The 26,534-nt window shown below is 72.9% G+C and carries 22 protein-coding genes; 9 read left to right on the top strand and 13 right to left on the bottom strand.

The genetic code is table 11. The annotated features are described in order from the left end of the window. Positions 1-120 precede the first annotated feature (120 nt). The gene (locus ACZ6WH_RS16790) at positions 121-705 is read right to left on the bottom strand and encodes a nucleosidase (protein WP_469729186.1); all 585 of its coding nucleotides are present in this window, start codon (positions 703-705) and stop codon (positions 121-123) included. A gap of 163 nt (positions 706-868) precedes the next feature. Here ACZ6WH_RS16790 and ACZ6WH_RS16795 point away from each other — a divergent pair, with 163 nt between their 5' ends. Further along, positions 869-2,065: an ROK family transcriptional regulator gene (locus ACZ6WH_RS16795; RefSeq protein WP_469729187.1), complete on the top strand. Its 1,197-nt coding sequence runs from the start codon at positions 869-871 to the stop codon at positions 2,063-2,065. Positions 2,066-2,096: 31 nt separating this feature from the next. On the opposite strand, the gene ACZ6WH_RS16800 is transcribed toward ACZ6WH_RS16795, so the two are convergent. The 3 genes from ACZ6WH_RS16800 to ACZ6WH_RS16810 all read right to left on the bottom strand — a co-directional run bounded on the left by ACZ6WH_RS16800 (position 2,097) and on the right by ACZ6WH_RS16810 (position 4,472). Continuing rightward, positions 2,097-2,231: a hypothetical protein gene (locus ACZ6WH_RS16800; RefSeq protein WP_469729188.1), complete on the bottom strand. Its 135-nt coding sequence runs from the start codon at positions 2,229-2,231 to the stop codon at positions 2,097-2,099. 209 nt (positions 2,232-2,440) lie between these two features. Next, positions 2,441-3,763, bottom strand: coding sequence for a DUF1479 domain-containing protein (locus ACZ6WH_RS16805; RefSeq protein ID WP_469729189.1), 1,323 nt, complete (start codon positions 3,761-3,763; stop codon positions 2,441-2,443). Positions 3,764-3,920: 157 nt separating this feature from the next. Next, positions 3,921-4,472 carry a helix-turn-helix domain-containing protein gene (locus tag ACZ6WH_RS16810; protein ID WP_469729190.1) on the bottom strand — a complete coding sequence of 184 codons (552 nt, stop codon included), beginning with the start codon at positions 4,470-4,472 and terminating at the stop codon, positions 3,921-3,923. A 198-nt stretch (positions 4,473-4,670) separates the two neighbouring features. Between ACZ6WH_RS16810 and ACZ6WH_RS16815 the strand changes: the two genes are divergently transcribed. After that, positions 4,671-5,987: a benzoate/H(+) symporter BenE family transporter gene (locus ACZ6WH_RS16815; RefSeq protein WP_469729191.1), complete on the top strand. Its 1,317-nt coding sequence runs from the start codon at positions 4,671-4,673 to the stop codon at positions 5,985-5,987. A gap of 22 nt (positions 5,988-6,009) precedes the next feature. On the opposite strand, the gene ACZ6WH_RS16820 is transcribed toward ACZ6WH_RS16815, so the two are convergent. Then, the gene (locus ACZ6WH_RS16820) at positions 6,010-6,609 is read right to left on the bottom strand and encodes a helix-turn-helix domain-containing protein (protein ID WP_469729192.1); all 600 of its coding nucleotides are present in this window, start codon (positions 6,607-6,609) and stop codon (positions 6,010-6,012) included. Between ACZ6WH_RS16820 and ACZ6WH_RS16825 the strand changes: the two genes are divergently transcribed. Then, positions 6,608-7,156, top strand: coding sequence for a GNAT family N-acetyltransferase (locus tag ACZ6WH_RS16825; protein ID WP_469729193.1), 549 nt, complete (start codon positions 6,608-6,610; stop codon positions 7,154-7,156). The genes ACZ6WH_RS16820 and ACZ6WH_RS16825 overlap by 2 nt on opposite strands. Here ACZ6WH_RS16825 and ACZ6WH_RS16830 read toward each other — a convergent pair. Beyond that, positions 7,134-8,624, bottom strand: coding sequence for an MFS transporter (locus tag ACZ6WH_RS16830; RefSeq protein WP_469729194.1), 1,491 nt, complete (start codon positions 8,622-8,624; stop codon positions 7,134-7,136). The genes ACZ6WH_RS16825 and ACZ6WH_RS16830 overlap by 23 nt on opposite strands. Positions 8,625-8,637: 13 nt before the next feature. Next, complete coding sequence (locus ACZ6WH_RS16835) at positions 8,638-9,156, bottom strand: MarR family winged helix-turn-helix transcriptional regulator (protein WP_469729195.1); 519 nt, start codon at positions 9,154-9,156, stop codon at positions 8,638-8,640. Between the two features lie 112 nt (positions 9,157-9,268). On the opposite strand from ACZ6WH_RS16835, the gene ACZ6WH_RS16840 reads away from it, so the two are divergent. The 6 genes from ACZ6WH_RS16840 (at position 9,269) to ACZ6WH_RS16865 (ending at position 17,435) form a co-directional block, all read left to right on the top strand. Continuing rightward, positions 9,269-9,802 (top strand): hypothetical protein, encoded by a 534-nt coding sequence (locus ACZ6WH_RS16840; RefSeq protein WP_469729196.1) that lies wholly within the window; start codon positions 9,269-9,271, stop codon positions 9,800-9,802. 173 nt (positions 9,803-9,975) lie between these two features. After that, complete coding sequence (locus ACZ6WH_RS16845; protein WP_469729197.1) at positions 9,976-13,686, top strand: nitrate reductase subunit alpha; 3,711 nt, start codon at positions 9,976-9,978, stop codon at positions 13,684-13,686. Next, a complete protein-coding gene (narH, locus tag ACZ6WH_RS16850; protein ID WP_469729198.1) occupies positions 13,686-15,392 on the top strand; it encodes a nitrate reductase subunit beta in 1,707 nt (568 codons plus the stop codon). The genes ACZ6WH_RS16845 and narH overlap by 1 nt, the downstream gene beginning before the upstream one ends. Then, a complete protein-coding gene (gene narJ, locus ACZ6WH_RS16855) occupies positions 15,389-16,099 on the top strand; it encodes a nitrate reductase molybdenum cofactor assembly chaperone (protein ID WP_469729199.1) in 711 nt (236 codons plus the stop codon). Before narH ends, narJ begins: the two co-directional genes overlap by 4 nt. After that, positions 16,096-16,821, top strand: a complete 726-nt coding sequence (gene narI / locus ACZ6WH_RS16860; RefSeq protein ID WP_469729624.1) for a respiratory nitrate reductase subunit gamma — start codon at positions 16,096-16,098, stop codon at positions 16,819-16,821. The genes narJ and narI overlap by 4 nt, the downstream gene beginning before the upstream one ends. Further along, entirely contained in the window at positions 16,818-17,435 is a 618-nt protein-coding gene (locus tag ACZ6WH_RS16865) for an HPP family protein (RefSeq protein WP_469729200.1), read from the top strand. Before narI ends, ACZ6WH_RS16865 begins: the two co-directional genes overlap by 4 nt. A gap of 19 nt (positions 17,436-17,454) precedes the next feature. On the opposite strand, the gene pstS is transcribed toward ACZ6WH_RS16865, so the two are convergent. The 6 genes from pstS to ACZ6WH_RS16895 all read right to left on the bottom strand — a co-directional run bounded on the left by pstS (position 17,455) and on the right by ACZ6WH_RS16895 (position 26,499). Beyond that, positions 17,455-18,597, bottom strand: a complete 1,143-nt coding sequence (gene pstS / locus ACZ6WH_RS16870) for a phosphate ABC transporter substrate-binding protein PstS (protein WP_469729201.1) — start codon at positions 18,595-18,597, stop codon at positions 17,455-17,457. Between the two features lie 169 nt (positions 18,598-18,766). After that, a complete protein-coding gene (locus ACZ6WH_RS16875) occupies positions 18,767-20,488 on the bottom strand; it encodes a chitinase (protein ID WP_469729202.1) in 1,722 nt (573 codons plus the stop codon). A gap of 116 nt (positions 20,489-20,604) precedes the next feature. After that, positions 20,605-21,804, bottom strand: a complete 1,200-nt coding sequence (locus tag ACZ6WH_RS16880; RefSeq protein ID WP_469729203.1) for an alpha/beta hydrolase — start codon at positions 21,802-21,804, stop codon at positions 20,605-20,607. Between the two features lie 174 nt (positions 21,805-21,978). Further along, complete coding sequence (locus ACZ6WH_RS16885) at positions 21,979-23,481, bottom strand: CoA transferase (protein WP_469729204.1); 1,503 nt, start codon at positions 23,479-23,481, stop codon at positions 21,979-21,981. 7 nt (positions 23,482-23,488) lie between these two features. Next, positions 23,489-25,579 carry an FUSC family protein gene (locus ACZ6WH_RS16890; protein WP_469729205.1) on the bottom strand — a complete coding sequence of 697 codons (2,091 nt, stop codon included), beginning with the start codon at positions 25,577-25,579 and terminating at the stop codon, positions 23,489-23,491. A 185-nt stretch (positions 25,580-25,764) separates the two neighbouring features. Then, the gene (locus ACZ6WH_RS16895) at positions 25,765-26,499 is read right to left on the bottom strand and encodes a nitroreductase family protein (RefSeq protein WP_469729206.1); all 735 of its coding nucleotides are present in this window, start codon (positions 26,497-26,499) and stop codon (positions 25,765-25,767) included. Positions 26,500-26,534 lie beyond the last annotated feature (35 nt).

The raw sequence follows: 26,534 nt of genomic DNA on the forward strand, positions 1-26,534 counted from the left end.
GTTCCGAACACCGCGAACCGGAGTCACCATCCGTTTTCCGGTGTAGCCTTCGTCACACTCGAAGCCCGTAGGCTCGGCCCGCGGTCGGCCGCCGTGGCGCCCCGGAAGGGTGCGGCTGCCTCAGGCCCGTGCGGGCACGTTCGCCGCGACCCAGGCGGCCAGCTCGCGGGCGCAGGCCGTCAGCGTCTCCTGCCAGGTGCGATCGGCGCCGTCCCCCGCCTCGTCGCTGACGTGCTTGACGAGCCGTACCGGCACGCCCGCCTCCTGCGCGACGTGCGCCAGCGCATACCCCTCCATGTCCACCAGTGCGGCCCGGGCCGCCAGCCGGTCGCGGGCCGCGTCGTCGGCGATGAAGGAGTCGCCGGTGGCCAGCACGGGTCCGCCGGCGTCGGCCAGGCCCAGCGGCGGACCGGTGACCTCGCCGGTCAGCGTGGCCAGCAGTTCGCTGTCCAGGTCGTGCTGGATCACGGAGCCGATGACATGGGTGCCGCGCAGGCCGGGGCGGAGCGCGCCCGCGGTGCCGAGGTTGACGATGCCCGAGGGGTGGGTGCCGCGCGCCAGTACGGTGGCGAGCGCGGTCGCCGCGTTGACCTTCCCCATGCCGGTGAGCAGAACCGGCAGATCGGCCCCGAGGAACTGCGCCTCTTCCTTGACGGCGACGACGAGCAGGGGACGGTCGGCGGCTATCTCACCTATGAGTTCCATAGCGCCACGGTATCCGCAGCTGTCACACGGCCCGGCGGTGGGGCGGCGGGCCCTGGAAGCACCGGGGAACGCGGGTCCGTCCCAGGTCAGGCGCGCACCCTCGGCGACGCGCTGCCGATAGGCTGAGCGGCGGCAGTATCGACGCGCGGCGGACGAGGGTGGCATGACATACCGCAGAGGGTTCGGCGGGCTCGGCCGCGCCGCACTGCCGAGCATGACGCTGCTGCGCGAACTCACCGACCGGATCGTCCTGGACACGGTGTTCGAGCGGGCGCCCATCACCCGCGCCGAGATCGCCCAGGCGACCGGCATCTCCAAGCCGACCGTCTCCGAGGCGGTGCGCCGGCTGGAGGGCGCGGGCCTGCTGCTGCCGGCCGGCGCCCAGACGGGCCGGCAGGGCCGGGTCGGTACGTACTACAAGGTGGCCGCCGACGCCGGTTTCGTCCTCGCCGTCGCACTGAACTCCACCGAGGTACGGCTGACCGCCGCCGACCTGTTCGGCACGCCCTTCCACGAGACCGCGGCGCCGCCGGCCGGATCGGGCCGGCCGGAGGACGCGGCCGAGCAACTGCGCACGATGGTGCGCGAGGCGCTGGCCCGCGGTGGCGAGGCGCGCGGCCCGCTGCTCGCGGTGGGGCTCTCCCTGGCGAACCCGGTCGACCCGGAGACCTCCGCGGTGGTCGCACTGCCGGAGACACCGCATCCCGCGGGGCTGTTCCGGCCTCGGTCGGCGCTGGCCGGCGTCACCGACGCGCCGCTGCTGGTCGAGAACGACGTCAACCTCGCGGCCCTCGCGGAGCGTTGGCACGGCGCGGCACGGGAAGCCGCCAGCTGTGCGTACGTCCACATCGGCGCCGGGATGGGCATGGGGCTGGTGATCGGGGACGAGCTGGTGCGCGGGGCCCGGGGCATGGCCGGCGAGATCGGCTACCTCGGCGGAAGCCCCGATCGTGCCGGTGATCGCCACGGCTTCGCCCGCGCGGTCGCCGAGGGTTTCGCCACCGCCGGAGAGCCGGGCATCGGCGGTGCGGCGGCCGTCGAGGCGGCCCGCACGATCCTGGACCGGGCGGCCGGGGGCGACGCGGCGGCCCGGGCCGTGGTGGCCCGCGAGGGCCGCACCATCGGTGAGGCCGTCGCCGCCGTCTGCGCGGTCGTCGACCCCGAGCTGGTCCTCCTCGGCGGCCCCATCGGCGCCCACCCCGCGCTCCTCGAACCGGTCCGCGACACCGTCACCGACCTCGCCCCCCTGCCCCCGCACGTCCGCACCGGCACCCTCGCCGAACACGCCTCCCTCCAGGGCGCCCTCACACAAGCGATCCACCGCGCGCGCACCGACCTCTGGTCCCGGGCGAACAGCTGACCGGGACCCACGCCTGCACGGACCGGCGCGCCTACCGCTTGGGGAAGGGGAGGAGCAGCCGCTCCCACTCCGCCGCCGCCCGGAGCACCGCCGCCCGGTCCGTCGCGATCTCGATCCCGTACCGGTACACCTCCAGGTCCTCGTCGTCCCGCCGCCACGGCGGCACGGCCGCCAGCGACAGGTGGACCCGGAGGAGGCCTTGGCCGTCCTCGCCGACGGCCGGGTCGCGGACACGGACCTGGTGCCGGACCCGGACGGCGGCCTCGAACCGGGACTGGCCTTCCTCGAACCGGTCCTCGCCTTCAGCCAGGTCCGATGGCGAGTCCTCCCGGGAACTGGTACCGCACGGGCCGCAGCGCGATGCGGCTCGCGCTGTCAGCGAGCAGCACTGTCGAGTGCCAGCCCGCGGCGGCCCGTCGCGTTGAGCCGGTCCGGGGTGAAGCGGCCGTGCCAGGTGCGTTCGTAGTGTTCTTCGGGGAAGTCGGCGGGGCTGGAGCCGGTGCGGAAGGCCTGCCGGACCTCGGCCGCGTACCGCTCGTTGCGGGGGCACCAGGGGGCGGCGGGGATGTACATGACGTTGCCCCAGCCCTGCTGGGCGGTGACCGGGGCGACACTGTGGATCATGTCGCAGTGCCACCACACGGAGTCGCCCGCCCGGACGTCCGGGATGCCGGTGAGGGCCTCCATCAGCAGCGGGTGCCACTTCTCGGTCGCGGGGAAGACCTGGTTGGTGGTGACCCCGCACATGTCGTCCTCCGGCACGTCCGGCAGCAGCGGACGCAGCATCAGGTACGCCATCGCCTCCGGGATCGGGACGGTGTGCAGTACGCCCTGATCGTGGTCCATGTCCGACAGGGCGGTCCAGCCCTGGAAGGTACGGAACGCCGAACACATCGTGGAGCCGGGGTACTGCGGCCCGGCGGTGCGGTGCGCGGCGTCCCACGGGTCGTACTCCTCGACGCTGCCGTCGAAGAGGTGGCGGAAGGCCTGCTGGTACGCCCGGGTCATCCACAGGTCGAGGGTCCCGGGGTCGCAGTGGGTGCCGAGCCCGGCGGAGTCGGTGCCCGGCGGGCGGCGCCGGATGCGGTCGGGGTACAGCGCGTCGCGGTCCGGCTCGAACCACCGCACGCCCTCGGACTCGTGCTTCCAGAGGGAGTTGAGGAAGGTCTGCACGCGGGCCATGCGATCGCTCTGCCGGGCCTCCATCTGCGCCTGCGACCAGTAGATCGGGTAGATCTCGGGCTTGGAGCCGACGCTGCCGAAGAAGTCGTCACCGGGGCCGGTGTAGTGCGCGAAGAACTCGTTCCGCTCGACGTAGTCGACGATGCCGGCGTCCCACGCCAAAGCTTGGTCGCGGTCGAAGTGGCCCCGGACGACCAGGCAGCCGCGTTCCTTGAGCCGGGCGAGCCGGTCGGCGGACACGGTGCCGTCCGCGATGTCGGCGTACTCGATGACCGGCCACACCTCCTCGCCACGCTCCTTCGCGTCCTTGATCTCGGCCACCCGGGCGGCGACCCGGCGCTCCACGGCGGCGAAGACCTCCTCGACGCCGCGGCCGGAGGCCTCGATGCGGGCGCGCAGGGCCGGCTTGAGCCGGCGGATCGCCGCGGGGAGGTCGTCGGGGACCGTCTCCCAGTGGGGCAGGTCGGGCAGCCCCCGGTCCCGCTCGTCGGAGGGGGAGGTGCGCACGTCGGTCACGGCCGGACTCCTTTGGGTGGGGTTTTGGTGAGGGCCCCTTACTGACCATCTGTGCAGCAACGTAACCTCGGGGCGAACTTTGGGCAACCCTCCTTACTAAAAATGGTGGAGGGTGGATCGAGGGGGGCGCGGCTGCGTGTGATGCGAGGGAGTGGCGTCAGTGGGACGGCGTCGCCCGCGGGTAGCGGACGAAGAGGATGCCGTGCACGTCGCCGTCCGGGGCGCTGTAGAGGTGCGGGCTGTCGGCGCGCCAGTGCGCGTACTCGCCGGGCCCCGCCGTCTGCGGTTCCGACGGATCGCCCACCACGGCCGTACCGGTCAGCACCATCAGGCTCTCCGAGGTGTCCGCGATGTGGGCGGCCGACTCCTGGACGCTGCCGGCGGCGATGCGGATGCGGAAGATGTCGGTGACGGCCGGGGGCTCCTCGAAGCGTTCGACGAGCACCGCGGTGACCGCACTGCCCGAGACGCCCTCGGTCCGCGCCTCGAAGGCGTGCCGCGGAGGGTCGCCGAGGACGGCGCTGAGCGGGCTGTTGAGTGCGGTGGTGAGCGCGTACAGGGTCTCCAGCGTGGGGTTGCGCTGCCCGCCCTCCAGCTCCGAGAGTGTGCCCTTGCCCACGCCGGAGCGCCGGGCCAGTTCGGACAGGGACAGTCGCTGCTGCTGTCGGAGCTCCCGCAGCCGGCGCCCCACCTCGTCGTTCAGGCCCATACCGTGCGCGTCCGCTCCTCTTCGCCCTTGTCCTCGCCCCTGCCGGGAGGTCGTTGACGGGCGCCCAGCCTACTCTCTACTGTTCCGTGAACAGAACGTTCCGTAAACAGAACACCCGGACGGTCGAGATGACCGGACCGCCGGAACAGCCGGACCGGCCACAACAGTCGCACCGGTCAGCACAGAACCCTGGAAACGATGTCCCTGATGGCTCGAATACGCGCTGCCGCCCCGCCCTCGGCGGTGGTCGCCGGACTGATCGCCGTGCTGGTGGGCGTCACCAGTTCGGCCGCCCTCGTCTTCACCGCGGCCAAGGCGGCCGGCGCCGACTCCCGCGAGATCTCCTCCTGGATGCTCGCCCTCGGCGTGGGCCTGGCCTGCACCTGTATCGGTCTGTCGGTGCGCTACCGGGCGCCCGTGGTGACCGCCTGGTCGACGCCGGGCGCCGCCCTGCTGACCACCGGCCTCAGCGGGGTCTCCATGGCGCAGGCCGTCGGCGCGTTCCTCTTCTCCGCGCTGCTCATCCTCGTCAGCGGAGTGACCGGCTGGTTCGCGCGCGCCATGAACCGCATCCCCGTACCGCTGGCCGCCGCGCTCCTGGCCGGCGTCCTCTTCCAGTTCGGTACCGGCCTCTTCACCACCATGCACACCAGCTTCGCCGTGGCCTTCCCGATGTTCCTGGCCTACCTGCTGGGCCGCCGGCTGCTGCCGCGCTACGCCGTACTGCTCGCCCTCGCGGCGGGCGTCGTCGCCACGGTGTTCACCGGCGGCTGGCACACCGACCGGGTACGGCTCTCCGTCGCCGCGCCCGTGTTCGTGGCCCCGGAATTCGACTGGAAGGTCCTGGTCAGCGTCGGTGTCCCGCTGTTCGTGGTCACCATGGCCTCGCAGAATCTGCCCGGCGTCGCGGTCCTCCGGGGCGCGGGCTACGACGTACCGGTCTCGCCGCTCATGACCTGGACCGGCACCGCGAACTTCCTGCTGGCGCCGTTCGGCGCGTACGGCCTCAACCTCGCGGCGATCACCGCCGCCATCTGCACGAGCGAGGAGGCCCACCCCGACCGCCGGCGGCGCTACGTCGCCGGTGTCTGGGCCGGCGTCTTCTACCTCTGCGTCGGCCTCCTCGGCGCCACGGTGGCGTCCCTGCTCGCCGCCATGCCGCACGCGCTGGTGCTCGGCATCGCCGGCATCGGCCTGCTCGGCACCGTCACCAGCTCGCTGACCGCCGCCGTCTCCGAGCCCGGCGCCCGGGAAGCGGCCGTGGTCACCTTCCTCGCCACCGCGTCCGGGGTGACCCTGCTGGGCATCGGCTCGGCGTTCTGGGGCCTGCTCGCGGGGGTCCTGACCAGCGTGCTCCTCTCCGCGGGCGGCAAGCGCCGGGGGAAGCGGGACGCGACGCCGGAGGAGGGCCGGGAGGAACCGGGCGCGACGCCGGGAGCGGGCCGGGAGGGCGAAGACGGCGGAGCCGCTCGGGCGGAACCGGCCGCCGGGACCGTGCCGCACGCCGCTCGCTGAGCGGGCGCGGGACGGCTCCGCCTCAGGGCGCCTCGGACCGTACGCGGATCACCGCGTACCGGCACTCCTCCGCGCTGTCGTTGACGAAGGCGCAGGCGGCCGGAGCGCCGAGTTCGAGCCGCTGCCCGGCTTCCAGCGCGTGCACCGCGTCGCCCTCGTGGAAGGTCAGCCGGCCGTCCAGCACCCAGACGATCTGCCGTACGAAGGCGAAGGTCTCGGCCGGATACGGGATGCGCGCGCCGGCGGGCAGCCGTACCTCCGCGATGTCCGCCGGGAACCGCGGCCCGGAGATCTGGCGCCGGCTGTACCCGGTCGCCGGGTCGCGCCACTCGGCCATGGCGCCGGTGTTCGCCCCGGCGCTGTCGTCCGGTCCGTCCGCCGGGTGCTCCGGCGTGCCCTCGGCCAGGGCCATCAGCGCGGACACGCTGATCCGGAAGGCGCCGGACAGCTTGCCGAGGACGACGGCCGTCGGGCTGCTCTCGCCGCGCTCGATCCGGTTGATCATCGCTCGGGAGACGCCCGAGGCCTCGGCCAGCTGGGCCAGGGTCCACCGGCGCCGTTCGCGCTCGTCACGGACCCGCGCACCGATGCGCGCCACCAGTGGATCTATCATATTGGACATGGATCCAATATATGAGAACGGAGTGGCGCTCGCGGAGGCGGGAGCGGCACCGGACGCGGTACGGGTCCGCGCGGCCCGGCCCGACGACCTGGCGGCCGTGCTCGCCATCCGCAACGACGCCGTCGCCACCTCGACCGCGCTGTGGACCGAGACGCCCCAGACCCCCGCCGAGGGCGCCGCCTGGTTCGCCGCGTACCTGGAGAAGGACGCCGCGTTCGTCGCCGAGTACGCGGGCGAGGTCGTGGGGTTCGCGGTCTACTGCCCCTGGCGGGCGCTGGAAGGCTACCGGCACTCGGCGGAGAACTCCGTCTACGTCCGCGGGGACCGGCACGGCCTGGGCATCGGGACCGGGCTGCTGACCGTCCTCATCGACGGAGCGCGACAGGCCGGCTACCACGTCATGATCGCCGACATCGAGGCCGGCAACACCGCCTCGATCCGTCTGCACGAACGCTTCGGTTTCGAGACCGTCGGCACGGTGCGCGAGGTCGGCACCAAGTTCGGCCGCTGGCTGGACCTGACGATCATGCGCCTGCCGCTGCGCTGAGGCCCCGCGCCCGGCCGCGCCGCAGGCGCCCCAGCGCGGCGACGGCGAGGCAGCCGCTGATCGCGGCGATGGCCAGACCGGTGTGGTGCAGGCCGCCGTCGGTGGAGTGGGTGCCGATCAGCAGGGCGAGCATTGCGGCGGCGAGGTTGGCGCCGACGTACTGCGCCGTACGGTACAGCCCGCCCGCGGCACCGGCCTGGGCGGCGGGCGCGGCCTCGTACACGGCGTTCTGGTTGGCCATCGAGTTGTAGCCGTTGGGGATGCCGAGCACCAGGCACAGCAGGACCAGCAGCCAGACCGGGGAGGCGTGCGTGGGCAGCGTCAGCAGCAGACCGCCCACCGTGAGCACTGCCGAACCGATGAGCAGCAGCGGGCCGGGCCCGCGCCGCTTCTGCACCCGCGTGGCGGTGACCGTGGAGACGATGCCCATCAGCGCCAGCGGCAGCATGACCAGGCCGGCCCCGGAGGCGCCCAGGTCCCGGGATTCCTCCAGCCACTGCGGCAGGCCGTAGAAGATGCCGTAGTACGCGGTGTAGGTGGCGATCGTCCGTACGTAGGTGAAGGACAGGTCGCGGTTCGAGAGCAGCCGCAGGTCCAGGAACGGCACCGGCGCCCGCAGCGAGCGCCACACGGTGCACAGCCCGGCGGCCACCGCACCGCCCAGCGCCCACCAGAGCGGCGTCTGCGCGAGGGACAGCAGCCAGTACATCAGCATGCCCATGGCGGCCACGAAGAGCAGCATCCCCGGCAGGTCCAGCTCGGCCAGGGTCCGCCGCAGCGCACTCGACTCGCGTACCGGGTCGGCGGGGGCCCACAGCAGGATGGCGGTCGCGCCGATCACCGTGAGCGGCACGTTGGCCCAGAAGATGCCGGACCAGCCGAACCCGCCCACCAGTACACCGCCCAGCGTCGGGCCGAGCGCGACCATGACCTGTGAGCAGACCGTCAGCGCCGCCAGCGCGTTGTGCGAATCGGCCCGCATCCGGTCGGCGGCGCGGCGGACCATCGCGAGCCCGCACGGGTACTGCGCCGCGGTGCCGATGCCGATGACGACGCGGCAGGCCACCAGTACGCCGACGGACGGCGCGAAGGGCGCGGCGACCGAGGCGAGCGCGACCAGCGCGAGCCCGGCGAGGGATACCTTGCGCGGCCCGAGGGTGTCGGCCAGCCGGCCCGCGGCGGGGGCGGCCACGGCGGTGGCGAGGTAGAGCCCGGAGACCAGCCACGCGGTGGCGGGTCCGGCGCCGAAGTGCGCCTGGATGCCGACCAGCGCCACGGCGATCATCGAGGAGTTCAGCGGCTGGAGGATCGTGCCGAAGGCGATGGGGCCGACCATGCGCTGCGGCAGCTGCGGCCGGGCCTCGGGCGCGGTGCTGTCACCGTCCCGGCCGGGCTGATCTTCAGCAGTGCTGGCTATCTCTTCGCCCGAGGTACGGGGAGCGGGGGAGTTCTCACAAGAGGGGGGCACCGGAGCGGTCCTTCTACGGGCGCGTGGGGGTGGGGGTCACGGGGGCCGCCGTCCCGTCCGAGGGCGCGGGGCCGGTCTCGTCGGGGGCGGTGGCCAGCCGGTCCAGCAGGCGGGTGGTGAGCCGGAGCAGGTCGCGTTCGACGTCGTTGAGGTGCGTCGCCATCGCGCGGGCCAGCCAGACGTCCCGGCGCTCCCGGTCGGCCCGGACGAACTCCAGGCCCTGTTCGGTGGGGTGCAGCAGGGTCTGTCGCCCGTCGGCCGGGTCGGGGCGCCGCTCGACCAGCGCCATGTCCACGAGCCTTGCCACCGGGCGCGCCATCGTCTGCGGGGTGACGCGCTCCGCTGCGGCCAGCTCGCTCGCGGTGGCCGGCCCGTCGCGCTCCAGCCGGCCCAGTACGGCCATCGCGCCGAGCGTCAGTTCACCGGGCGGACGCTGCGCCCGGAGGCGCCGCGTGATGCGCATCAGGCTGTTGCGCAGTTCAACGGCCGCGTGATCGAGCTCTTCACCGGAGGGCATTTCGCCGGAGGACATTTCTTCAGCATAGCTCAATAAATGTACGGCGAACCTGGAGCGGCTGCGCACACCATGGCTGACCTGCCGCGACGGATACTCTGAGCGCTGCCGCGAAGATCCAGAGGGAGACATGCTCAGCAAGCAGCGACTGATACGTGCCGGTGTGACGGTGTTTCTGGTGGCCGGGCTCGGCGCCTGCGGCACGGGAGGTCAAGGGGGAAGCGGCGGCCACGGTACGGCCGGCAGCCACAGTGCGGGGGAGAGCGCCGGGGACGCCCGGCCGCAGCAGGACGGCGTCTCCGGACTGCGGGCCGGTGTCCGCCATGTGCAGAAGAAGACGGTCAAGGCCGAGCGGCCGCACTTGGTGAAGAAGTGCGACTCCGCCACCGAGCGGGTCAAGCACACCAAGCGCAGCAGCCGCGGCAAGAAGAAGACCTGGTACACCACCGAGCGCCACCAGGACTGCCGGAAGGTCCGTCAGGGCACCGAGTCCTACCGGCGGGTGGTCCGCCACGAGCGGTGGTGCGTACGGCTCGACGACGTCAACGGACGGGCCGGCAAGGACCACGTCTGGTACGGGGTCACACCGGCGACGTACCACACGGCCCTCGGCAAGGACGAGCACGCGCACCTGCGGTTCACCCCGATCCGCACCGGCTGCTGAACCCCTCGGCGCACTCCTCGGGGCCGGTCCCCCTTTGTGGCGGATACGCGCGGCGTGGCCTGCGCGCGGGCGGGCGTTGTACGGACTACCTTGTGCGGCGATTGCGTCGTTGAAGCAGTATGCCCGTAGATGTCTGCCGGCCGGGTGGTGCCACCCGGCGCCGAGGAGATGCGATGAGCGAGGTGGCCGCGGAGGGGTCAGCGCCGACGGGCGGAGCGGCCGACGCGCTGCTGCGGCTCGGCGGCTTCTTCACCCGTGGCGAGTACACGCGTGACCTGGGCGCGGTGCATCTCAAGGGTGGCCGGGACGGTGACGTCTTCTACCGGGACCGCTGGGCGCACGACAAGGTGGTGCGGTCCACGCACGGCGTGAACTGCACCGGCTCGTGCAGCTGGCGGGTGTACGTCAAGGACGGGATCATCACCTGGGAGACCCAGGAGACCGATTACCCCACCGCCGGCCCCGACCGCCCCGAGTACGAGCCCCGCGGCTGCCCCCGGGGTGCCGCCTTCTCCTGGTACACCTACTCACCCACCCGCGTGCGCTACCCCTACGTCCGCGGAGTGCTGGCGGAGATGTACCGGGAGGCCCGGCAGCGGCTCGGCGATCCGGTGCTGGCCTGGGCGGACGTGGTCGGCGACCCGGAGCGGCGGCGCCGATACCAGCAGGCCCGCGGCAAGGGCGGGATGGTACGGACGACCTGGGCGGAGACGCTGGAGATGGTCGCCGCCGCCCATGTGCACACCATCCGCGAGCACGGTCCGGACCGGATCGCGGGGTTCTCGCCGATCCCGGCGATGTCGATCGTCTCGCACGCGGCGGGCGCCCGGTTCGTGTCGCTGATCGGCGGTCAGATGCTGTCGTTCTACGACTGGTACGCGGACCTTCCGGTGGCCTCGCCGCAGGTGTTCGGCGACCAGACCGACGTACCGGAGTCGGGTGACTGGTGGGACGCGGCGTACCTGCTGATGTGGGGCTCGAACGTGCCGGTCACCCGCACGCCGGACGCCCACTGGATGGCCGAGGCCCGCTACAACGGCCAGAAGGTCGTGGTCGTCGCGCCGGACTTCGCGGACAACGCCAAGTTCGCCGACGAGTGGCTGCACCCGCACCCCGGCACCGACGGCGCGCTGGCCTTCGCGATGGGCCAGGTCATCCTCCGCGAGTGCTTCGTCGAGCGGCAGGTGCCGTACTTCACCGACTACGTCCGCCGCTTCACCGACCTCCCGTTCCTGGTGACACTGCGGGAACGGGACGGTGCGTACGTACCTTCCCGCTTCCTGCGCGCCTCGGAACTGGGCGGCGAGCAGGCTGCGGCCGAGCGTGCCGCGTGGCGCACGGTGCTGCTGGACGACGCCACCGGCCGCCCCGTCGTCCCGGACGGGACGGTGGCCGACCGCTGGTCGGGGGAGGAGGGCCGGTGGAACCTGGAACTGGGCGACGTGGTGCCCCGGCTGAGCCTGCACGATGACCCGGCGGCGGACGGTGTCGAGGTGCTGCTGCCGCGCTTCGACACGACGGACGGCTCGGGGGACGTGCTGCGGCGCGGTGTACCGGCGCGCCGCCTCACTCCGGACGGACCGCTGGTCACCACGGTCTTCGACCTGCTGCTGGCCGGGTACGGGGTGGGCCGGGACGGACTGCCGGGGGAGTGGCCGACGGGGTACGAGGACGCGGCGAGCCCGGGCACCCCGGCCTGGCAGGAGGCGCTGACCTCCGTACCGGCGGCCGCGGTGGTGCGCATCGCCCGGGAGTTCGCGCGGACCGCGGAACGCACCCGCGGCCGCTGCATGATCCTCATGGGCGCGGGGACCAACCACTGGTTCCACTCCGAGACCATCTACCGCACCTTCCTGACCCTGCTGCTGCTCACCGGCTGCCAGGGCCGCAACGGCGGCGGCTGGGCGCACTACGTCGGCCAGGAGAAGTGCCGGCCGCTCACCGGCTGGACCGCGCTGGCCGGTGCCGGCGACTGGCAGCGCCCGCCCCGCCAGATGATCGGCACCGGCTTCTTCTTCCTCCACACCGACCAGTGGCGCTACGACCCGTTCCGCGCCGATGTGCTGGCGTCGCCGCTGGGCGAGGGGCGGTTCGCGGGGATGTCGGCGGTGGACGTGCTGGCCCGCTCGGCACGGCTGGGCTGGATGCCCTCGTACCCCACCTTCGACCGCAACCCCCTCGACCTGGCCGACGAAGCCGCCGCCGCGGGCGGCGATCCGGGCGCGCACATCGCCGCCGAGCTGGCCGCCGGACGCCTCGGCTTCGCCTGCGAGGACCCCGATCACCCCGCCAACTGGCCGCGCATCCTGCTGACTTGGCGGTCCAACCTGCTCGGCTCCTCCGCCAAGGGCGCCGAGTACTTCCAGCGCCATCTGCTCGGCACGCACGCCAACCTCCGTGCGGAGCAGGCGCCCGAGGACGCCCGTCCGCGCGACGTACGGTGGCGCCCGGAAGCCCCTGAGGGCAAGCTCGACCTGCTGGTCAACCTGGACTTCCGGATGACGTCGACGGCCCTGCTGTCCGACGTGGTGTTTCCCGCCGCCACCTGGTACGAGAAGCACGACCTGTCCACCACCGACATGCACCCCTTCGTGCACTCCTTCAACCCGGCCATCGACCCGCCGTGGCAGGCCCGCACCGACCACGACACCTTCCAGGCCCTGGCCGAGGCGTTCTCCGGGCTCGCCGCCCGCCACCTCGGCGTACGCCACGACGTGGTCGCCACCCCGCACCAGCACGACACACCCGCCGAACTGGGCGACCCGATGGGCGCCGCCCACGACTGGCGGGCCGAGGGCACCGCGCCGGTACCGGGCCGGACGATGCCGGCGCTCACCGTCGTCGAGCGCGACTACGGTGCCGTCGCCGACCGGATGCGCGCCCTCGGGCCGCTCGCGGACGCCAAAGGGCTGACCGCCAAGGGCCTCACGTACGACGTCGGCGAGGAGCTGGCCGAACTGGCCCGGCGGTGCGGCACGGCGCGCGGCGGATCCGCCGACGGCCGCCCCCTCCTCGACACCGCGGAGAAGATGTGCGAGGCGGTCCTCGCCCTCTCCGCCACCACCAACGGCCGCCTCGCCGACCAGGGCTTCCGTACCCTCGCACGGCGTGTGGGCAGCCCCGGGATCGCGGAACTGGGGCAGGGCGAGCGGGAGCGCCGGATCCGCTTCGCCGACACCGGAGCGCAGCCGCAGCAGAGCCTCACCAGCCCCGAGTGGTCCGGCGTGGAATCCGGCGGCCGGCGGTACAGCCCGTTCACCATCAACACCGAGTACGGCAAGCCCTGGCACACCCTCACCGGCCGTCAGCACTTCTACCTCGACCACGACTGGATCCACGAACTGGGCGAGGCGCTGCCGCTGTACCGGCCGCCGCTGGACATCCACCGCCTGTTCGGCGAACCACGGCTGGGACCCGACGGCGAGCACGAGGTGACGGTGCGTTACCTCACCCCGCACAACAAGTGGTCCATCCACTCCGAGTACCAGGACAACCTGCTCATGCAGGCCCTCTCCCGCGGCGGCCAGCTCCTCTGGATCAGCCCCGCCGACGCCGAGGCCATCGGCGTGGCCGACAACGACTGGATCGAGGCCGTCAACCGCAACGGCGTCCTCGTCGCCCGCGCCGTCGTCTCCCACCGCATGCCCACCGGCACCGTCTACGTCCACCACGCCCAGGACCGCACCGTCGCCGTCCCCCGCAGCGAAGCCACCGGCCGGCGCGGCGGCACCCACAACTCCCTGACCCGGGTGCTCCTCAAACCCACCCACCTCATCGGCGGATACGCCCAGCTCACCTTCGCGTTCAACTACTTCGGACCCACCGGCAACCAGCGCGACGAGGTCACCGTGATCCGCCGCCGCTCCCAGGAGGTGCGCTACTGATGCGGGTCATGGCCCAGATCGCCATGGTGATGAACCTCGACAAGTGCATCGGCTGCCACACCTGCTCGGTGACCTGCAAACAGACCTGGACCAACCGGGCCGGCGTGGAGTACGCCTGGTTCAACAACGTCGAGACCCGCCCGGGCCAGGGCTACCCCCGCCGCCACGAGGACCAGGAGCGGTGGCGCGGCGGCTGGGAACTGACCCGCCGCGGCCGGCTGCGGCCCCGCTCCGGCGGCCGGCTGCGCCGCCTCGTCTCGATCTTCGCCAACCCCGTACTGCCCAGCATCCGCGACTACTACGAGCCGTGGACGTACGACTACCGCACCCTCACCGAGGCACCGGCCGGCGACGACTTCCCCGTGGCGGCGCCCCGCTCCCTGATCAGCGGCGAGCGGATGGACACCGTCCCGTGGTCGGCGAACTGGGACGACAACCTCGGCGGCATGCCCCAGCACGGCCCGGACGACCCGGTACTGGCGCGGATGTCCGAGAAGGTGCGGCTGGAGTTCGAGCAGGCCTTCATGTTCTACCTGCCGCGCATCTGCGAGCACTGCCTGAACCCCTCGTGCGTGGCGACCTGCCCCTCCGGCGCGCTCTACAAGCGCGAGGAGGACGGCATCGTCCTCGTCGACCAGGACCGCTGCCGCGGCTGGCGGATGTGCGTGACCGGCTGCCCGTACAAGAAGATCTACTTCAACCACCGCACCGGCAAGGCCGAGAAGTGCACCTTCTGCTATCCGCGTGTCGAGGCCGGGCTGCCCACCGTCTGCTCCGAGACCTGCGTCGGCCGGCTGCGCAATCTCGGCGTGCTGCTCTACGACGCCGACCGGGTGCGCGAGGCCGCCGCCACACCGCGTGAACAGGATCTGTACGAAGCCCAGTTGGACCTCTTCCTCGACCCGCACGACCCCGCCGTCGCCGACGCCGCCGAGCGCGCGGGACTCCCGCTCGCCTGGCTGGACGCCGCCCGCCGCTCCCCGGTGTACGACCTGATCGCCACCCACCGCGTCGCGCTGCCGCTCCATCCCGAATACCGCACCATGCCGATGGTCTGGTACGTGCCGCCGCTCTCGCCGGTGGTGGAGTCGCTGACCGCCTCCGGCCACGACGGCGAGGACGAACAGAACCTCTTCGGTGCCATCGACACGCTCCGCATCCCCGTCAGCTACCTCGCCGAACTGTTCACCGCCGGCGACACCGCGCCGGTCGACGCCGCCCTGCGCAGACTGGCCGCCATGCGGGCGCACCGGCGCCGCCTCAACCTCGGCGACGCGCCGGACCCGGCCATCGCCGCATCGGTCGGCATGAGCACCGAGCAGCTCGACGACATGTACCGGCTCCTCGCCCTGGCCAAGTACGAGGACCGGTACGTCATCCCGACCGCCGCGGTGGGGGAGGCCCACGCCCTGGAGGAGTCGGCCCTCGGCGGCTGCAGCCTGGACTTCGAGGGCGGCCCCGGCATGGGCGGCGGCCACGGTTCGGGCCCGTTCGGCGAGGCGTCCGGGCGGCCGGCGCCCGCCGCCGTGGAGAACTTCCACGCGCTGCGCTCCCGCGCCACCGACGACCGGCCCGCCGACGCCGCCGGGCCCGGCGCCCGGGTCAACCTCCTGAACTGGGACGGCAACGGCCGGCCCGAGGGGCTCTTCCCGCCGCAGCAGGAGCGCGGCACCGCCGACGGCGACACCGGCACGGAGGAGCGATGAAGACACCGCGCATCGGCGCCGCCCTCCGCCGCCGTGCCGCACCGGCCCCCGAGCACACGGACGGCCGCGACCACGCCGTGCTCCGCCGCGCCGCCGGCCTCTGCCTGGACTACCCCGACCGCACCGTCCTGGACCGCCTGCCGCTCGTGCGGGCGGCCCTGGACGCGACGGCCCCCTCGGACGCGGCGACGGACGTCCGCACCTTCGTCGCGCAGCTGGCGGACCAGGACCCCCTCCGGGCCGGCGAACACTACGTCGCCGTCTTCGACACCCGTAACCGCCGCTCCCTGCACCTCACGTGGTGGAGCGACGGCGACACCCGCCGCCGCGGCCACTCCCTCGCGGCCCTCAAGGCGCGCTACCGGGCACACGGCCTGAACCCGGGCGGGGCCGAACTCCCCGACCACCTCCCCGTCGTCCTGGAGTACGCCGCCCACGAACCGGCGGACGGCACGGCCCTCCTCCAGGAACACCGCACCGGCCTCGAACTGCTGCGGCTCGCCCTCACCAAGGCGGGCACCCCGTACGCCCTCCTCCTCCGGGCCGTGTGCGCCACCCTCCCGGGGCCTTCGCCCCGTACCGAACAAGAGGCGCGCGCACTGTCCGCGCGGTCACCCGCCGACCGTGTCCCCGCCGACCTCGCAGGCCCGGAACTGGTCGGCCTCCAGCCCTACGACAGCCCCGGAGGCCATCGATGGCTGCCCTGACCACCTTCCTGTGGGGCGCACTGCCCTACCTCGCCGTCGGACTGCTGATCTCCGGCACCGTCTGGCGGTACCGCTACGACCGGTTCGGCTGGACCACCCGTTCCTCGGAGCTGTACGAGTCCCGGCTGCTGCGGATCGGCAGCCCGGTCTTCCACATCGGCCTGTTCTTCGTCGTCGCCGGCCATGTCATCGGGCTGCTGATCCCCGAGAGCTGGACGGCCGCCGTCGGCGTGGACGAAGCCACCTACCACGCCCTGGCCCTCGCCCTCGGTGTCGTGGCCGGAGTGCTCACCTTCGGCGGGCTGGTGCTGCTCATCTGGCGGCGCCGGACCACGGGCCCGGTCTTCCTCGCCACCACCCGCAACGACAAGGTCATGTACGTCTTCCTCGTCGCGGCCCTGGGCACCGGGCTCGCCACCACCCTGATCAACGCCTTCGGCGACACCTACGACTACCGCACCACCGTCTCGCCCTGGCTGCGCAGCCTGTTCACCTTCCTGCCCGACACCGCGCTGATGGCCGAGGCGCCGACGGAGTACCACATCCACGTCACCGTCGCCCTGCTGCTCTTCGCGCTGCTGCCGTTCACCCGCCTGGTGCACGCGTTCACCGCGCCGGTGGCGTACCTCTTCCGCCCGTACATCGTCTACCGCTCGCGGGACGTGGCCCGGGGGCCCGGGACGGCCCGGCCGCGCCGCGGATGGGAGCGCACCGGATCGTGACCCGCCCAGGAAAGCGTCTGTCCGGCGCCGCATCACGCATCGAGGGCCTGCACCTCGACGCGCTCCACCTCGACGTGCTGGAGCGGCGCTACCCCTCCCGGTGGCTGCGCGCGGCGTACTGCGGTGTGAACGCCTTCGTCGCACTGCTGCTGATGGCCGTCATCGCGCTGGTCACCGGGCAGCCGTTCCTCTTCCCCTCCCTCGGCCCGACCGCCTTCCTGCTGTTCCGCACGCCCGAGGCGCCGGCGGCCTCGCCGCGCAACACCGTGTACGGCCACCTCATCGGCGTCCTCGCGGGCTGGTTCGCACTGGCCGTCACCGGGCTGCTGGACACCGGCCCCGACCTGATGCACGTCGACTGGCGGCGGGTGCTGGCCGCCGTCATCGCCCTCGGCCTGACCTGCACCCTCATGCCGGTCTTCCGCGCCGACCACCCGCCCGCCGGCGCCACCACCCTCATCGTCGCCCTCGGCCTGCTCCGCAGCCCCGCCGAACTGGCCACCATCATGCTCGCGGTGCTCGTGCTCACCGCCCAGGGCTTCCTCATCAACCGCCTGGCCGGGCTCCCGTACCCACTGTGGCGCCACCCCCGGGACCAGCGGAAAAGCGCCTGACGGCCGCACCGCCAGGCGCTCAGGACAGGGTGCGCACCGCCCGGCGGACCTCCTTGGCGACGGCGTCCGGGAGCGGGGCGTAGTGCAGCGCGGCGAGGTGCTTCTGGCCCTCGGCGCCGGCGGTGTAGCCCAGGAACGACTTCAGGACCGGCAGCGAACCGGCCTGGTTGCCCTTGTCGCAGACGACCTCGTAGGTCATCAGGACGATCGGGTACGCGCCGGGCTTCGGTGCGTCGTAGTCGAAGGCGAGGGTCTTGTCGTTGCCCTCGCCGACGATCTCAGCGGCGCCGATCCCGGCCGAGGCGGTCTTCGTGGTGGGCGCCACCGGCTCGCCGGCGCCCGTGTCGATGCTGACCGTGGTGATGCCGCGCGAGGCGGCGAAGGACAGCTCGAAGTAGCCGATGGTGCCGGGGGAGGACGCCACCTCCGAGGCGATGCGCGAGGACCCGCTGCCGGCCCCGCCGCCCTTGCCCTGCCAGGACTTGGCGCCGGAGTGCGGCCAGGCGTCGGGCGCCGCACCGGCCAGGTAGTCCTGGAAGTTCTGTGTGGTGCCGGAGTCGTCCGAGCGGTGCATCGGCCGGATGGGCAGCGACGGCAGCTCCGTGTCGGGGTTCAGCTTCCGGATGGCCGGCGCGTCCCAGGTGGTGATGCGGGAGTCGAAGATCTTGGCGAGCGTCGGGGCGTCCAGCACCAGATGGTCCACGCCCGGCAGGTTGAAGCCGATGGCGACGGGGCCGCCGACCATCGGGAGGTGAATGGCCCGGCCGCCCCGGCAGGTCTCCCGCGACCAGGCGATCTCCTGCTTGCTGAGCACGCCGTCGGTGCCGCCGAACGCGGTCGCCCGCCGCTGGAACTGCGCGACGCCGGCCCCCGAGCCCAGCGGGTTGTACGCGATGCGGGCACCGCGGCAGGCCCGCTGGTACTCGTCGATCCAGTGCTCCATCGCGCTCTGCTGCGCCGTCGAGCCGGAGCCGCGCAGCCGGCCGTCGCCGGTGCAGTCGACCCCCGCGGGCACCGGCTCGGCGGCCCGGCCGTTCCCGTCCGCCCCACCGGTGGCCTGCGCCCCGCACCCGGCGAGCAGCAGGGTGCTCGCGCAGGCCCCGGCGAGCAGAGTGCTCCATCGACTCGTGCGTCCCGTACGGACCGGACGTCGGCTTTGCACTCTTGTTCCCCTCACGGCGCCACATTCACTCGACACAACGAACTGAGCATGAATGCTCGCCGATCTTTCGTATGGGGTGCGTGTCATGCGGGCGAACGGAAGGTGATGTCTGGGTCACGGTCAGGTGAACTGCGACCCGTCCGCGTACGTGGGGACGTGCGGGCCGGCGTTACGGCAGCGCGTGCACGTGCGGGCCGACCGCGTTGGACCAGGCGTTGCCGCTGGTCGCGTCCCAGTTGGTGGACCAGGTCATCGCGCCGCGCAGGGCGGGGTAGGTCTTCGCGGGCTTGAAGGTACCGCAGCCGGTGCCCTTGGTGAGGCAGTCCAGCGCGGCGTTGACGACGCTCGGGGCGACATAGCCGCTGCCCGCGCCGCGCGTGGAGGCCGGCACGCCGATCCCGACCTGCGAGGGGTCCAGGCCGCCTTCGAGCTGGATGCAGGCCAGCGCGGTCAGGAAGTCCACCGAGCCCTGGCTGTAGACCTTGCCGTCACACCCCAGCATCGAACCGCTGTTGTAGTACTGCATGTTGACGACGGTCAGGATGTCCTTGATGTTCAGCGCCGTCTTGAAGTAGCTGCCGGACGTCGACTGCATGTCGATGGTCTGCGGCGCCATCGTGAGGACGAGCCCGCTGCCCGCCTTCTGTGACAGGGAGCGCAGGGCCTGCGACATGTAGGTGGGGTTCAGGCCGTTCTCCAGGTCGATGTCGACGCCGTTGAAGCCGTACTCCTGCATCAGCGCGTACACGCTGTTGGCGAAGTTCGCAGCGGAGGTGGCGTCGTTGACCGAGATCGTGCCCTTCTCGCCGCCCACCGAGATGATGACCGACTTGCCGGCCGCCTGCTTGGCCTTGATGTCGGCCTTGAACTGGTCGACGGTGTAGCCGTTCAGGCCCGCGGTGTCGAGGTTGAAGGTGACCGCGCCGGGCGTGCCGGTGGCGTCGGCGAAGGAGACCGCGATGATGTCGTACTGGGCCGGCACGTCGCTGATCTTCTGGACGGCGGCGCCGTTGTTGAAGTTCTGCCAGTAGCCCGTGACGGCGTGCTTGGGCACCGCCGGGTTGCCGCCGGAGCCGCCGTCGGGCGCGGTGGTGCCGGTGACCTCGGCCGACTTGGCGGATTCACCGGTCGCGTTGGTCGCCGCGACCTGGAAGCGGTACGCGGTGGCCGGGCTCAGCCCCGTGATGGTCGCGGAGGTGCCGCTGACGGTCTGCGCCTTGGCGCCGTCGCGGTAGACGGTGTAGCCGGTGGCGTCCTTGGCGGCGTTCCAGGAGAGCGCGACGGAGGACTTGGTCACGGCGCCGACGCTGAGGCCGCTGGGCGTGGCCGGTATGCCGGGCACCGGGTCGGTGCCGCCTCCGCCGTCGGGCCCGAAGACGCTGATGTCGTCGGCGAAGTAGGGGGCCTGCCCGTACCAGCCGTGTGTGTAGACGGTGACGGACGTGGTGTTCGGGCCGGCGGTGAAGCTGGTCTGGAGCTGCTGCCAGGACGAACCGCCCGTCGTCCAGGTCGAGACGTCGGTGGTGCCGGTGCCAGAAGCGCCGAGGTAGACGTAGGCGCCCTGGACGTACGCGCTGAGCCGGTACGTCGCGCCGGGCTTCACCGCGACCGTCTGCGTGCACTTGGCGTTGTCGGAGCCGGCGGGGGTGGCCTTCAGCGCGCTCGTGCCGCCGTGCACGGGGCTCGCGACGGTCGTGCCGCTGCCGTTCGAGCAGGTCCAGTCGGACAGCCCGGACTCGTAGCCGGCGTTCTTGGCGACGTTGACGTCCGCCTGTGGAGCGGCGACCGCCTGTGTGCCGCCCGCCGCGCACACGGCGGCCGCGACGGCGGCGAGGAGAGTGGTGAACCGGCGTCTGTGTCGGCCGGGTCGGACATCTGCGGTACGGGGCATGGCTGTCTCCGGTGCGAAGGAAGCGGACCAGGAAGTCGTGCGGGTCACTGCACGTACGAGACGGCGGCCACCGTGTCTGCGCTAAAAATGGTTCAGACCAATGCCGTTGTCAAGGGTCATGACGAGGGACGGCCGCTCTTCCGCGGCCGCGGCGCCACGTCCTGCGGGAAGGTCAGCATGGAGCCCATCCACCGCATCGCCGGTGTGATCTCGCGCCGCCAGGTCGTGAAGTGGTGACTGCCCCGCGGCAGGACGAGGGAGTCCACGGTCATCGGCGGCTTCGCCGCGCGCACGAACCGCATCGTGTCGGCGTATCCCGGCTCGCCCTGCCGGCTGCTGGCCACCAGTACGGAGATCCGGGGCGCCGGCAGCCGGTCCAGCCGCCACAGCAGGTCGTGCTCGCGCTGCCGCTGGGCCGCGCGCTGACCGGAGCCGAAGAGGCTGCCGGTGGTCAGGTCGTCCCGGATCCGGTAGTCGGCGGAGAGCGCGGCGGCCGCGGTGTAGACGCCGGGGTGGCGCATGGCGAGCTGGAGGGCGCAGCTGCCGCCGGAGGAGTAGCCGAGGGCGCCCCACGCGCTCGGGTCGTGGCCGACGCGATAGGCCGATTTCAGCGCGTCCGGCAGGTCCTTGGTGAAGAACGTCTCGGCCTGCGGGCCGCCCGGCACGTCCACGCACTGGGTGTCCCGCGGCGGCGCGACGGTCGGCCGGATCATCACGACGACGGTCGGCGGCATCGCGTCCCGGGCGATCAGCCGCCCCGCGGTCTGCGGCACCCGGAGGTACTGCGCGAGGTTCATGATGCCGCCCGGGTAGCCGCTGATGGCGACGACGACGGGGAACCGCTGCCGCTGGAACTGCCGTTGGAAGTACTGCGGCGGCAGGTAGACGAAGGCCGGATTCACCACCCGCGTGCGGCGCCCCATGACCCGTACGGACTCCACCCGGCCCACCTTCTCCGGCGAGCCGGCGGGCAGCCCCGTCACCCGGTCCAGCCCCTGCGGACCGGCGGCCTGCACCAGCCCGCCGCGCACCCCGGCGGCCACGTCCCGGCCGCCGTGCTGGATGGCCGGAGCCGGCGCCTTCTCGTTGCGTCCCAGCAGCTCGTCCCACGAGCCGTAGAACTCGAAAGCGGAGTTGACGCCCAGCGCCAGCGCGCAGACGAGCGCGAGCTGGGTGACGGCGATGGCGGCGAACCGGCCCAGTACGGGCCGCAGCCCGCGCCCGGCCAGCCGCGGCCACAGCCACACCGTGAGGACCACACACACCACGGCGGCCACCGCCACCGCGTAACCGAGCGACCGGCTGGTCGGACCCATGCACCCATCACTCCCACCCGTCGAGACGTCCGGGGCCGGGCCGCCGGCGACGCCTTTACGGCAGGCGGCCCGGTCCCCGCTCGTCGATAAGGAGGTGAGCGAACCACGGTGCGTTCCGGCTTGGCACAGTTCTTGCCAAGGGCGTGCGTCCCCTTGAGACGGGGCCCGAAGCGCTCAGCCCGCGAGCCACTCCGGCCGGCACGAGCCCCGGGCGACCAGTGTGAACGGGTAACGGCCCGGCGTACCGGACATCCGCACCTGGTCCGTGACGCCCTGGTACGCGCCGAGCGGGGTGTCGGCGGTGAATGTCTCGGGGTCGAGGTAGGCGTGGCGCTCCCCGGTGCCGGCGACCTCCGTCGCGTACGCCTTGTCGAAGACGCCGAGGCTGAGGATCCACAGCGCGGCACGGGTCAGCGAGACGTGCACCCGGTAGCTGCCGCCCTCGCGCGCCCGGCGGGCCAGTGCCTCGCTGACCCCGGCGGCCATCAGCCAGGAGACGATGTAGTCATTGACCACCAGGATCGGCGGCAGGCCGGGGCGTTCGCCGTCGCCCTCCAGGTTCATCATGCCGACCAGGCTGCCGGCCGTCTGGTCGAAGCCGACCCGGTCGGCCCAGGGACCGGTGGGGCCGTTGAGGGTGGCCGTCGCGTGCACGATCCCGGGCCGGACGGCCGCGGCCTGCTCCGGGCCCAGCCCGATGCTCTCCAGGTAGCCGGGGCGGCGGTTGGCGTAGAACACATCGGCCCCGCCCAGCAGTTCGCGCAGCCGCGCCGAGCCGTCGGCGGAGCGCGGGTCGAGCGTGGCGGAGCGGACGCCGACGTTGGCCGTGGCGTACGTCGCGTCGTGCTCGTGCTCGCCCGGACGCCAGATGTTCAGTACGTCGGCGCCGTGCAGCGCCAGCGCACGCCCCGCGCCCGCACCGGCGATCACATGGCCCATGCCCAGCGCCCGGATGCCCGACAGCGGCTGCTCGACGCCCTCCGGCAGGGGGCGGGCCGGGCTGTCGCCGATCTTCTCGATCTCGATCAGCGGCATGTGCGCGAGGTGGTCGCGGTACTGCGGCTCGTCCAGGATCTCCAGCGGGGAGCGCAGCACCGGCATCACGACCCCCGCCCCGACGCCGGCCCGCTCCAGGTCGTCGGCGTTCCACTTGGCGATGGCGGCGGCCACCGCCTCCGGGTCGTCCGGGGTGCCCAGCAGCTTCTGGGCGGCCGTCTTGATGCCGGGGTAGGGGTTCAGCGGCATCACCCAGCGCCCGTCGGCGGTGGGGTAGAAGGAGAAGCCGAGCGCCTGGTTCACAATGGAGGTGGAGGCCGGCGGATAGCCGTTCAGCAGCTCCCAGCGGCGGTCGTAGAACGGGCACAGCCGGTGCGGGGCGCTGCGCAGGTCGACGGAGATGTCCTGCCCGGCACCGCCGCGCAGCCGCCAGAGCTTGGCGATCGCGGCGGACTTGGCCGCCAGCGCGATGCCGGCCGCCGCGCCGAGGCGCAGGGTGCTCGGTACGACGGGGTCGGCGCCGTGGAAGGTGATGTCGCCCCCGGTGTCCAGCGGGCTCATGCCGATGCCCGCGAGGACCTCGGCGAGGGCGGCCCCGACGTCGAACGCGTCGCCGGTCGCCGGTGCGGCGACGGCGGCCTCGATCCGCCGGGTGAGCGTCTGTGCGTGGCCGGTGGTCATCGGTGGGTCAGCTCCCTGCGAGGGTGGTGGCGGTCCGGCGGGCCGCCGGACCGGTGGACGAGGCGGGCGCCTGGTCCCGCGGGCCGGACGCCAGCCGGGAGACCAGCTCCTCGACGGCGGTCACGGTGCGCAGGCACAGGGTGAGGGCGCGGCCGCGGGCGTGCGCCACACCGTCCGGCGCGGTGGCGTCGACCAGGTCGGCGAGGCCGCTGCGGGTGGCCGTCGCGTCGAAGGCGGCGCGCAGCGCGCCCTCGGCCGGGCGGCCCTTCGCGGCGACCACGGCGGCCAGCTCCGCCAAGTGGTGATCGAGGACCGCGGCGAACTCGGCGGTCTCCGGTACGGCGTCCGCGGCGCTGCCCGGCTGCCGGTCGTAGAGGACCGAGGCGCACTGGCCGATCTCGTAGACCGCGTGCTGGATCGCGGTCAGCTCGGTGGCGGACCAGCGGGAGCGGTGCCGGCGCGGCTCGTGGCCCAGGCTGGCCACCGCCGCGTCCAGGCGCTCGCGGGCCTGCCGGGCCTGCCGCCGCAGGACGTCGATCTCCGCGGAGTCCACGGCACCGGCCTCGGCGTACCCGGTGACCAGCGCGGGCAGCAGCCGCCGCTGCACCCGCAGCCAGTCGGCCAGCAGCTCGTGCGTGCGGTGGTGGTGGTAGGTCGGGATCGCCACGAAGACCACCAGGCCGAGCAGCGCGCCGACCAGGGTGTCGGCGGGGCGGCCCCACTCGATCAGGTGGGCGGCCGAGCCGAGGCGGGTGATGAGGAAGACGATCCAGGCCGTGATGAAGAAGTTCAGTACGAGCTGTCCGACACGGAGGGTGAGGAAGACGCACGCGGCGAGGACGGTCGCCGCGGCCACCAGCCAGCCGGCGTGCCAGCCGCCGGGCAGCAGGACGACCCAGGCGACGAGCCCGCCGAGGATCGAGCCGATCGGCCGGGCCCAGCCGCGGGCGAAGGTGTGCCCGTAGTCGGGGAAGAGCACCAGCATCGTGGTGAGCGCCGCCCAGAAGCCGTGGTCGGGCAGGGCGTGCCCCCAGAAGTCGCCGAACGCGCGGCCCACCGCCTCACCGGCCGTGGTACCGACCGCGATGCGGATGGCGTGCAGGAACAGCGGGGCGCCCGGACGCAGCTCGGCGCGCAGCCGGCGCCACCCGGAACGCAGCGCGTTCTCGGCGGGAAAGGCGTCCAGGACCTGGTCCAGCCCCTCGGGGCCGCGCGACTCCAGCCAGTGGTCGGCCAGCCGGGCCGCCTCCCGGAGGCGGGGGCGCAGCGCCTCGGCCTCCGGCCCGGTCCAGGAGTCCAGCAGCCGCGCGGTCTCGGCGTCGGCGTCCTGGCGCTGTGCGGTCTGCACCGTACGGGCGACCGCGTCGAGCGCCTCGGCGACGGCCGGCCGCGGCAGGCGCGCCGCACGCCCCGAACGCGGCAGGAAGAGCAGCGCGCGCCGGATGTTCTCCGCCTCCGCGAGCAGCCCGTAGAGCGGGGCGGCGGCGGGGCGGGCGAAGGCCGGGAGCAGGTCGAGGGCCGACCGGGCCGCGGTGAAGGGCGCGGACGAGAGGTACGGCGCGGGCTCGCCGGCCCGGGCGGTGTCCGCCAGCGTCCGGTACACGGCCGCCACCGCCTTGCGCTGCGCCGGGTGGCGCCGGCCGTACGGCGGCAGCAGCTGGACGAGGACCACCAGTCCGGCACCGGCCGCGATCCACTGGACCATCGTCAGCCCGGCGGAGATGCCGGGGGAGAGGTCCGCGGTGATCATGAGCCCGATGGTGACGAGGCAGGCCCGGATGCCGGGGGCCACGCCCAGGGCGCGCCACAGGCCGGCGACGTAGGAGGCGACCGCGAGGACGATCAGGAACCACCAGCCCATCGGGTGGAGGAACACTCCGATCAGTGTGGCGAGGGTGAAGCCCGCGCCGAGTGCGAGGGCGTTCACCGCACGGTGCCGGACGGGGGCCAGCAGTGTGCCGATGCCGCAGATGAAGGTGCCCACGGTCATCATCGCCCAGGCCAGCGGGTCGTGCAGCAGCGAGCCGATGACGGAAGCGGCGGCGACGGCGAGCACGGCCCGGCCGATCGCCCAGGGATCGGAGAATACGCGTTCCACCTTCAGCGCCGCTCGGAAGCTGCGCCGGAGGGCGGAACCCCATGCCTTTACCTCACTCATATAGATGCATACTACACCTAATAAAGCGGGTGAGGCGAGCCGGCGCCGGGTGAGACGGGCCACCCGGTGGCACCGTCAGTACGACGGCACCGGGTGGCCCGCCTCGCGGAGCCGCCCGGCCGGGCTCACCAGCCGTCGCGGTGCACGACCTCCGAGACGGGGCGACGCCGCACCGGACCGAAATTGCCCAGCGGCCACCCCACCGGAATCGCGGCGAAGGTCCGCATGTCGGCGGGGATGCCCAGCGCGTCCTTCCACTCGGCCTCCAGCATCAGGTGCCAGATGGTGATGTTGGCGGCCAGGCCGAGGCCACGCGCGGCGAGCAGCAGGTTCTGCACACCCGGATAAACGCACGAACCCTCAGCGAGTGCCGTGAAGCGCTCCTGTGTCTGTGCCAGGTCCGCCGCCGCGGTCGGGCCCAGCGCCGCCACGTACGCCTGTACCCCCTCGTCGTCCGTCTGCAGCTCGGGCATGCGGTAGCAGGGGATGACCAGCGCGGGCGTCTCCGCGAAGTGGTCGCGCTGGTACTCGATGGCCGCGACCATCCGCGCGTACGCCGCCTCCGGCATCCCCTCGGGGCCGTGCTTGCCGGTGGTGGCCAGATAGGCGTCGACGCACCGCTTCCACAGCGGCGCCAGCCGCGCCATGACCGCAGGGTCGGTGACGACGACGTACTCGTACCGCTGCATGTTGCCGCCGCTGGGCCCCCAGACCGCCGCCTGTATGAGCTGGTCCAGCAGCTCGTCGGGCACCGGGTCGGGCTTCAGCCGGCGCATCGCGCGCATGGTCGACATCGTGTCGAACAGCGCCGGTTGACCGGCGGAAGGAGTGGCGGGGGAGGTGGTCGTAGTGGTGATCATGGTCGTCGAGTGTAGGTGCCGGGCCGTGCGCCGGC

Source organism: Streptomyces sp. NPDC050806, from assembly GCF_055586425.1.

Coding starts and splice junctions, on each gene's coding strand:
- narH (WP_469729198.1), top strand. CDS start 13,686: ATGCGGGTCATGGCCCAGATCGCCATGGTGATGAACCTCGACAAGTGC.
- ACZ6WH_RS16810 (WP_469729190.1), bottom strand. CDS start 4,472: ATGGGCCTGAACGACGAGGTGGGGCGCCGGCTGCGGGAGCTCCGACAG.
- ACZ6WH_RS16795 (WP_469729187.1), top strand. CDS start 869: ATGACATACCGCAGAGGGTTCGGCGGGCTCGGCCGCGCCGCACTGCCG.
- ACZ6WH_RS16790 (WP_469729186.1), bottom strand. CDS start 705: ATGGAACTCATAGGTGAGATAGCCGCCGACCGTCCCCTGCTCGTCGTC.
- ACZ6WH_RS16885 (WP_469729204.1), bottom strand. CDS start 23,481: ATGACCACCGGCCACGCACAGACGCTCACCCGGCGGATCGAGGCCGCC.
- narJ (WP_469729199.1), top strand. CDS start 15,389: ATGAAGACACCGCGCATCGGCGCCGCCCTCCGCCGCCGTGCCGCACCG.
- ACZ6WH_RS16840 (WP_469729196.1), top strand. CDS start 9,269: ATGCTCAGCAAGCAGCGACTGATACGTGCCGGTGTGACGGTGTTTCTG.
- ACZ6WH_RS16880 (WP_469729203.1), bottom strand. CDS start 21,804: ATGGGTCCGACCAGCCGGTCGCTCGGTTACGCGGTGGCGGTGGCCGCC.
- ACZ6WH_RS16895 (WP_469729206.1), bottom strand. CDS start 26,499: ATGATCACCACTACGACCACCTCCCCCGCCACTCCTTCCGCCGGTCAA.
- ACZ6WH_RS16835 (WP_469729195.1), bottom strand. CDS start 9,156: ATGTCCTCCGGCGAAATGCCCTCCGGTGAAGAGCTCGATCACGCGGCC.
- ACZ6WH_RS16820 (WP_469729192.1), bottom strand. CDS start 6,609: ATGTCCAATATGATAGATCCACTGGTGGCGCGCATCGGTGCGCGGGTC.
- ACZ6WH_RS16815 (WP_469729191.1), top strand. CDS start 4,671: ATGTCCCTGATGGCTCGAATACGCGCTGCCGCCCCGCCCTCGGCGGTG.
- ACZ6WH_RS16875 (WP_469729202.1), bottom strand. CDS start 20,488: ATGCCCCGTACCGCAGATGTCCGACCCGGCCGACACAGACGCCGGTTC.
- ACZ6WH_RS16845 (WP_469729197.1), top strand. CDS start 9,976: ATGAGCGAGGTGGCCGCGGAGGGGTCAGCGCCGACGGGCGGAGCGGCC.
- ACZ6WH_RS16825 (WP_469729193.1), top strand. CDS start 6,608: ATGGATCCAATATATGAGAACGGAGTGGCGCTCGCGGAGGCGGGAGCG.